The organism is Roseovarius sp. MMSF_3281, from assembly GCF_030733685.1.
GTDB lineage: Bacteria > Pseudomonadota > Alphaproteobacteria > Rhodobacterales > Rhodobacteraceae > Roseovarius.
In genome coordinates, this window is record NZ_JASHIM010000023.1 from 60,844 (window position 1) to 68,832 (window position 7,989).

Genomic DNA, 7,989 nt, shown 5'->3' on the forward strand with positions numbered 1-7,989 from the left:
TATAAGAAGGGCGAGAGAGTTGAACGGCAAGGCCCCGGTGCGACCATGAGCGAGAAAACCACCCATTTCGGATTTCAGGACGTGCCCGAGGGCGAGAAGGCGGGCCGCGTGCGTGGCGTTTTCGGGTCGGTCGCGTCGAAGTATGACGTGATGAACGATGCCATGTCTTTCGGGATTCACCGCATCTGGAAAGACGCGATGATGGATTGGCTGGCCCCGCGCCCCGGTCAGCGGTTGCTGGACGTGGCGGGCGGCACCGGCGATATCTCGTTTAGGTTCCTGAAACGCGCGGGCACCGGCCATGCCACGGTTCTGGACCTGACCGAACCGATGCTGGTGGAAGGCCGCAAGCGGGCCGAGGCGGAGGCCATGGCCGACAGCCTTGATTGGGTGGTGGGCGACGCGATGGCCCTGCCCTTCGAGGACAACACCTTTGACGTTTACACCATCAGCTTCGGGATCAGGAACGTGACCCGCCCCGAGGAGGCCCTTGCCGAGGCCTTTCGGGTGCTGAAACCCGGCGGGCGGTTGATGGTGCTGGAATTCAGCCAGATCCCCAACGACATGATGCAATGGGCCTATGACCTTTATTCCTTCCATATCATCCCGCGCATGGGGCAGGTGATTGCCGGAGACCGGGACAGTTACCAATACCTGGTGGAATCGATCCGCAAGTTCCCGGACCAAGACACCTTCCTTGGCATGGTGCGCGGCGCGGGGTTCGAGAATGCGAAATATCGCAACCTGAGCCTTGGCATTGCCTGCCTTCATTCGGGGTGGAAGATCTAAATGCGCGGGCCGCATAATATCTTGCGCCTGATCCGCACCGGCGCCACGCTTGAGCGCACCGGGGCCATGGGCCTTGTGATGGAGGCGATGGACGCCCCGCCGCAGGTGCGGGCGATCATGCGGTTCCTAGCGTGGCCGTTTCAGTGGCTGGGCTACAAGGGCGACCCCGGGATGCCCCCCGCCACCCGCGCCCTGACAGCCCTTGGCCCGGCCTATATCAAGTTCGGGCAGATCCTTTCGACGCGGCCCGACCTGGTGGGCGATGACCTTGCCACGCAATTGCGGGTGTTGCAGGACAAGCTGCCGCCGTTTTCGGTGGAAGAGGCGCGCGACAGCATCGAGCAGGAATTGGGCGCCGAGGTGGACAGCCTGTTTGACGAGTTCAGCCCGCCGGTGGCCGCGGCCTCGATCGCGCAGGTGCATCGCGCGCGATCGCGCGAGACCGGCGAGGCGGTGGCGGTCAAGGTGCTGCGCCCCGGGATCGAGAAAGCCTTTCGCAAGGATATCGATGCGTTTTACTTTGCCGCCAATGTGATCGAGTTTCTATCGCCGTCGTCGCGGCGGCTGCGGCCCACGGATGTCATCGCGCATTTCGAAGGCGTGGTCATGGGGGAGCTTGATTTGCGGCTTGAGGCCTCATCGGCCAGCGAGTTTGCCGCCAATACCGGCGAGGACGAGGGGTTTACCCTGCCCGAGATCAAATGGCCCCTTTCGGGCCGCCGGGTGATGACCATGGGCTGGGCCGATGGTTTGCCGCTTGGCGATAACGCCGCGCTGGATGCGGGCGGGCATGACCGGGTGGCCCTTGGCGAGCGGGTTTTGCAACTGTTCCTGAGTCACGCGCTGCGCGATGGGTATTTCCACGCCGATATGCACCAGGGCAACCTGAAGGTGGCCGCCAATGGCGATATCATCGCCTATGATTTCGGGATCATGGGGCATATCGACGAATACACCCGCCGGGTTTATGCCGAGATCCTTTATGGGTTCATCAAGCGCGATTACCGCCGGGTGGCAGAGGTGCATTTCGAGGCCGGTTACGTGCCCGCCGACCGGGACGTTGACGAATTTGCCCGGGCGCTGCGCGCCGTGGGCGAGCCGATTTTCGGGATGGATGCGAGCCATATCTCGATGGGTGGTTTGCTGAGTTACCTGTTCGAGGTGACCGAGCGTTTCGGCATGGAAACCCGGACCGAGTTGATCCTGTTGCAACGAACCATGGTGGTGGTTGAAGGGGTGGCGCGGAGCCTGAGCCCGCAGATCAACATCTGGCAAGTCGCCAGGCCGGTGGTCGAGGATTACATCCGCAAGAATATCGGCCCGCGCGCCGTGAGCCGCGATCTGGGCCGGACGCTGGCGGTTCTGTCGCGTTATGGTCCACGCCTTCCGGGAATCGTGGAAAATGCCCTGATGCGGCAATCCATGCCGGTGACCCCGCCCCCCAAGCCCAACCGCATCTGGCCCGCCCTTTGGGCGATGGGCGGGGCCGTGACCGGCGCGGCGGCCATGGCGGCGATTGCCTGGTTGAGCTGACCCGGCGAACGTCGCCTTAAAGCGACACATTGCCCAGGAATTTATCGCGGGCAAGAGTCACGTTGTTGTCACGGCGCCGCTTCGATAGTGTCGCGGGAAGGGACACGGTATGGTGGAGTTGCACAAGTGATCCGTAGATCGAGCAAAATCGCGGTGGCAGGTTTGGTGGCGGTCTGGCCCTGCGCCGGTATGGCCGAGAACCAGACCACCGAGTTGACCAATTCCTATGGTACGCCGGGCGGTTTGATCGACATGCCGACCGCCGAGATGGCACCGGTGGGCCAACTTGCCACCACGGTTGACCATTACGACGGGGCGACCAAGACAACGCTTTCGTTCCAGGTGACCAAGCGGTTGAGTGCCTCGTTCCGGTATTCGGCGGTTTACGGGCTGGTGCCCGGGCCGGGGCGCCCGGCCTTCAACACCTACTATGACCGCAGTTTCGACCTGAGTTTCCGGCTGGTGAACGAAGGGCAATACATGCCCGCGATCAATATCGGCCTGCAGGATATGGTCGGGACCGGCCTGTTCGGCGGCGAATATATCGTGGCGACCAAATCATTCGGTGAGCGCCTGCGGGTGAGTGCCGGTTTGGGCTGGGGCCGGTTGGGCAGCTATAACTCCATCGGCAGCACCGGCACCCGGCCGACATCGATTCTGGGCCAAGGCGGGATTCCCACCTACGACCGTTGGTTCCGGGGCGATGTCGCGCCCTTTGCCGGGCTGAGTTACCAGCTTTCCGACCGGGTGAATGTAAGCCTTGAATATTCCTCGGACGGGTATGACCGCGAGGTTCTGGACGGGATCACGACGCATGACATGCCGGTCAACATCGGCGTTAAATACCGGGTCAGCGAGGCGCTGAGCCTTGGGGCCTATGCGCTGAACGGGACCGAGTTCGGGGTGAATGCCACCTTGTCGTTGAACGCGCGGAAACCGGCGGTGAACGGCGGCGCGGAAACCGCGCCCGTGCCGGTGGCCCCGCGTGCGCCCGGCGCGGCGCGCGACCTGGGATGGACCGATGACCCGCAGCGCCCGCAGACGGTTCAGGCCAGCGTGACCCAAAGCCTTGAGACCGAGGGGCTGCGCCTGCATGGTTTCGACCTGAGCGCCAACCGGGCGCATGTGATGATCCGCAACCCGCGGTATGACATGCGGCCGCAGGCGGTGGGGCGCACGGCGCGGGTTTTGACCCGGACCTTGCCGGCCTCGGTCGAGGTGCTGACCATCACGCAGGTTGAAAAGGGCATGCCGGTGAGTTCGACCACCTTCCGGCGCAGTGACCTTGAACGGCTTGAGAATGCCCCGGCAAGCGAGATCCTGGCGGCGGCGCGGTTTGACGACCCTTTGACGCTTGGGCAGCGTCCGGCCTTGGCCGAGGATGCCTTTCCGCGGTTTGACTGGACGATCGGGCCGTTCCTGAATTTCTCGGTGTTCGATCCGGACAACCCGGTGCGGGCCAATGGCGGCATCCGGTTCAAGGGGGATTATCACATTGGCAGTGGGTTCCGGGCCTCGGGGTCGGTTTCCTACAAGCTGTTCGGCAACCTGGACAAGGTGACCATCGGGCCGTCGAACCTGCCTCGGGTGCGGTCGAACGTGGCGCGGTATTCGCTGACCGACGATCCGACGCTGGATTACCTGACGCTGGCGCATTTCGGACGTCCGGCGAAGAATATCTATAGCCGCTTCACGGTTGGCTACTTGGAAAAGATGTATGCCGGGGCCTCGGCCGAGGTGCTGTGGAAACCGGTGAATAGCCGGTTGGCGCTTGGGGCCGAGGTCAATTACCTGGTGCCGCGCGATTTCGATCAGTTGTTCGACACCCGGACGCGCAACACCGGGACGGGCACCATCCCCGAGTTCAACGGCCATGTCTCGGCCTATTACGATTTCGGGAACGGCTTTCACGGGCGTATCGACGCGGGCCGGTACCTGGCCGGGGATTGGGGCGCGACGGTTGCGATTGACCGCGAGTTCGACAATGGCTGGCGCGTGGGGGCCTATGCCACGAAAACCGATGTCTCCTCGGCCACCTTCGGGGAAGGCTCTTTCGACAAGGGGATTCGCATCGTGATTCCGCTGTCGTGGGGCAGCGGCACGCCGACCCGGACCAAGACGAACACGGTCATCCGGTCGCTTTCGCGTGACGGTGGGGCGCGGCTTCAGGTCAACGACCGTCTGTACGAGGCGATACGCAGCACCCATGAACCTGAGATGACCAAGACCTGGGGGAAATTCTGGAGATGACGAGACGGTTTCTTTCGGGTCTGGCGGCCGGGGCGCTTGTTGTTCTGGCCGGATGCAGCGGCGGCGACGGGGATAGCGGCGCGGGGCTGAAAATGCTCAAGGGGGCCTTGGCCCCCAAGCAGGAGGCGAAGCTGCCCGATGCGGCGCAGCTTTCGGCGCTTATGCAACAATCCCTGCAAGCGACGGATCAACCGATTGTCGCGGTGGCCATACCCAAGCGCAAATCCATCGCCGTGATGCCGCGGATCGAGAGCAACGGGGCCTATGCGACCCATGGCACATCGGACCGCCGCAGCCTGACGTTGAAACAGGGGATGGTGACGGCCACCCGGGGCCTTGGCGAAGACCTTATGTCATCGGATGTGGATGCCGCCCTCGCCTTGGTGCGAGGCCGCAAACCCGGCTCCGTGCAGCGGGTGCAGCGGTATCTGGACGGGGAAAACCAAACTGTCGCGCTTGAAACCACCTGCAGGGTCACGCCGGGCGCCACAGTCCGATACCAGGCGGGTGAACTGGACCGCCGGGCCGTCAAGGTGCAGGAAAGCTGCAAGGCGCAAACCACGCAGTTTACCAATAATTACCAGGTGGATGCCGCCAATGGGCGCATCCTGCAGGCGCAACAGTGGATTAGCCCGCTGAATGGTGCCCTGCTTATTCAGCAATTGCGTTAAAGCGTTTCCGGTTTTTATTGCATCCCCAATACCCTGCAAGGCCTACGGCCTTCTCGGGGCATTGGTGATGCACCTTGATTCAAGGTAAACTGGAAACGCTCAACGAAAAAAGGCGGCCCCGAGGGACCGCCTTTTTCTATTCTTGTCGCGAAACGACTTAGGTGTCGTCGCTTGAATCGATGGCTGCCACGGTGAAGATGGTCAGCACGGTACCAGCAACGATTGCGCCAGTGGCACCCAGCCCACCCAGCATGGGGGCCGAGGCTTGCGAAGACACGAACGGATCACCGTTTACAGTGGCTTCTTCAGCGGCGACAGGTGCAGCAGCGGCCAAAGTAACGGCGGCGGCGGCGGCGAACGTCGAGAATTTTTTCATAATACTCTCCAAACCGATTTGAGATACTTGAAATCCACGCAGGGATCGAAGGGACTATGGCATAGCTGTTTCTCAAAAAAAACCGGTAATGAGCAGGCGTTTCAATTATTCGCAGACTTGCGCAAATCTGCCACAATCTAAGGCAAGTTTTCTGAAATTGATGCAAATTACAGATTGTTAACCCTGCCTTTCAGCGCCGCATGCTCGGCCTGTGCGCGGGTCATGGCGGTTTTGTCCCCTTGATGGGCCTGCCACAGGCAATAGGCAAAACTTCGCGCATGATACCACGGCGCAAGCGCGGCATAGCGTGACAGCAGCCTTGGCGAATCATAGGCGGACAGGAATGCCTGTTCTTCGGTTTGTGCAAGCGGGGCACCGCGATAGGCGATTTGCATGGCGGGCGATAAAAACAGCGCGATATCTTCGCAAGGGTCGCCGATGGCGGGGCATTGCCAGTCGATCAAATGCAGGGCCGCACCTTGGGCGATCAGGTTTCCCGGCACCGGATCGCCGTGCAAAAGGCAGGCCGCCCCGGAGGGCGGAACAGCCGTGTCGGGCAAGCCCGGCATATTCTGCACATCGCCGGGACAGCGCGCGAGGATTGCCGCGATCTGGGCTTCGAGGGCCACGCTTCCGTCGGGTGCGGGGCGCAGGCCCCTTGGCGGTGCAAGCCCGTGCAAGCGGCGCAAAAGCCTTGCCACCTTTGCAGGATCATCACGCCACCGGGCGCCACTGACATGGCTATAGACCACGCAAGGCCCAAGGCGCGTTGCGGTTCGGTGCAAGAGCCTTGGGGCCATCCCCTGCCCGTCGAGGGCATGCAATACGCGGGCCTCGTCATCCGGGCGGTTGGGGAACAGCGGATTGCCCGAGGTTTCGGCGTAAAGTTTGACCACGACGGGATTGGCACCTGTCGGCCCGGTGATGCGCCAGACATGATTGGTGCGCCCCCCCTTGAGCCGGACCCATTGCGCCGCGTCCGGCACATGGCCGCTTGGGGCAAGATCCCGTTCCAGGGCTTGGATCAACTGGGTGTCGTCGGGGGCGGTCAAGGGTTTGGCGGGTCCGGCAGGAAAGGCGAATGACTGGGTGCCGGAGGCTATGGCAGCCCGCCTGCGGTGAGACAAGGGGCAAGATGCCCCGCGATCAGCCAGACGGATCGCGCAGCGCGATGATCTGTTGCGCGGTCACGGTTTGGCCGCCCTGCATCACCAATTGGGTCTGGCCATCCATTTGCCGGGCTTCGACGATGGTGGCATGCACCTGTGCCGGGTGGCTTTCGATCACCTCCCCGCGGGCGTAGGATTCGACCGTGGCGCTGTATTCGCCTTGGGGCAGCGGTGCGCCGCTGGCATCAAGGCCTGTCCATGTGAAACGGCCACCCCCGGCGGGCACATCGAGGCGCTGCACAAGGGTGCCGTTTCTGTCGTGGATCACAAGCTGCGCGGTGTCCGCTTGGGCACTGGTGGTCAGGGTCAGGGGGACCGGTGTACCCTCAAAGGCCAGCGGCATGTCCGCGGTCGCCTCCATCCCGATCCAGCCCGACAGTTGCGCCATGCCCAGCGCGCCGATCTGGCCATTGAGGTCGGTCAAAAGATCATTGGTCATGACCTGTTGTTCGACGCTTGAAAAGGTCGCCAGCTGGGTGGCGAATTCGGCCGAGTCCAAGGGGTTGAGCGGGTCCTGATTTTCCATCTGCGTGGTAAGCATCTTGAGAAATGTCTCGAAATCCGAGCTGAGCACCGCCTCGCCATCCTTGGCCTTGGCCGGGGGGGGCGTGGTGGTGCGTGGTGTGGGCGCGGTATTGGGTGAAACATCCATGGTTTTGGCCTTTTCAGAGTCTGATATCAACACGATCCGCAAGCACGGTTACCTGCGGCGGGGCGGGGGTTTGCGGGCTATCCTGGCCCGTGTCACGAGGGTGCGGGATGTCACGGGGCCCGCCCCCTTTCGGGGTGTCGTCATGGCTTTGTTCAAAGGCGAAACTGCTGGCCTCAAAGCCGATGCTTTGGAAATCCTGCGCCAGAAGGTCGATATGGCGGCGCATGAGATCGAGGGTTTCGGGGCGGTCGGCCATGATCTGCACCGTCAGCCCGGCCTCGCCCGGTGACAGGTTGATACGGACGCGGCCAAGTTCGGCAGGGTTGAGCAACAGGTCAACGCCGCGTTCGGTGCCGCCCGCGCGCTGCAGGGCCTCGGCCATTTGCTGGGCGATATGCCGGGGCAATTCGGCGGTTTGCGGCATGTGATGTGACGGTGAGATTCCGGGGCGCGGGGCCGTGTCGGGGGCAAGGCGCATCTCGGCCAACGCGGTTTCAAGCGGGGCCGCGCCGCGCCCTGTATCCTCACCCGGGATGGTGGGGGCGGACG

Annotated in this window: 8 protein-coding genes; 4 read left to right on the forward strand and 4 right to left on the reverse strand. The window is 62.8% G+C overall.

The features are described from left to right. Nucleotides 1-45: 45 nt before the first annotated feature. The 4 genes from ubiE to RBB32_RS18040 all read left to right on the forward strand — a co-directional run bounded on the left by ubiE (nt 46) and on the right by RBB32_RS18040 (nt 5,243). Nucleotides 46-789 carry a bifunctional demethylmenaquinone methyltransferase/2-methoxy-6-polyprenyl-1,4-benzoquinol methylase UbiE gene (gene ubiE / locus RBB32_RS18025; protein ID WP_306154722.1) on the forward strand — a complete coding sequence of 248 codons (744 nt, stop codon included), beginning with the start codon at nt 46-48 and terminating at the stop codon, nt 787-789. Continuing rightward, nucleotides 790-2,322, forward strand: a complete 1,533-nt coding sequence (ubiB, locus tag RBB32_RS18030) for a 2-polyprenylphenol 6-hydroxylase (RefSeq protein ID WP_306154724.1) — start codon at nt 790-792, stop codon at nt 2,320-2,322. A 126-nt stretch (nt 2,323-2,448) separates the two neighbouring features. Beyond that, a complete protein-coding gene (locus RBB32_RS18035; RefSeq protein ID WP_306154726.1) occupies nt 2,449-4,572 on the forward strand; it encodes a YjbH domain-containing protein in 2,124 nt (707 codons plus the stop codon). After that, nucleotides 4,569-5,243 carry a YjbF family lipoprotein gene (locus RBB32_RS18040; RefSeq protein ID WP_306154728.1) on the forward strand — a complete coding sequence of 225 codons (675 nt, stop codon included), beginning with the start codon at nt 4,569-4,571 and terminating at the stop codon, nt 5,241-5,243. The genes RBB32_RS18035 and RBB32_RS18040 overlap by 4 nt, the downstream gene beginning before the upstream one ends. Nucleotides 5,244-5,400: 157 nt before the next feature. Here RBB32_RS18040 and RBB32_RS18045 read toward each other — a convergent pair whose 3' ends face one another. From RBB32_RS18045 to RBB32_RS18060, 4 genes are all read right to left on the reverse strand, one after another. Then, the gene (locus RBB32_RS18045; protein WP_306154730.1) at nt 5,401-5,619 is read right to left on the reverse strand and encodes a hypothetical protein; all 219 of its coding nucleotides are present in this window, start codon (nt 5,617-5,619) and stop codon (nt 5,401-5,403) included. Between the two features lie 167 nt (nt 5,620-5,786). Further along, the gene (locus RBB32_RS18050) at nt 5,787-6,671 is read right to left on the reverse strand and encodes a phosphotransferase family protein (protein WP_306154731.1); all 885 of its coding nucleotides are present in this window, start codon (nt 6,669-6,671) and stop codon (nt 5,787-5,789) included. Nucleotides 6,672-6,765: 94 nt separating this feature from the next. Next, nucleotides 6,766-7,440: a flagellar hook capping FlgD N-terminal domain-containing protein gene (locus RBB32_RS18055; RefSeq protein WP_306154733.1), complete on the reverse strand. Its 675-nt coding sequence runs from the start codon at nt 7,438-7,440 to the stop codon at nt 6,766-6,768. A 13-nt stretch (nt 7,441-7,453) separates the two neighbouring features. Then, the coding region (locus RBB32_RS18060; protein ID WP_306154736.1) for a flagellar hook-length control protein FliK at nt 7,454-7,989 on the reverse strand (536 nt) is incomplete at its 5' end.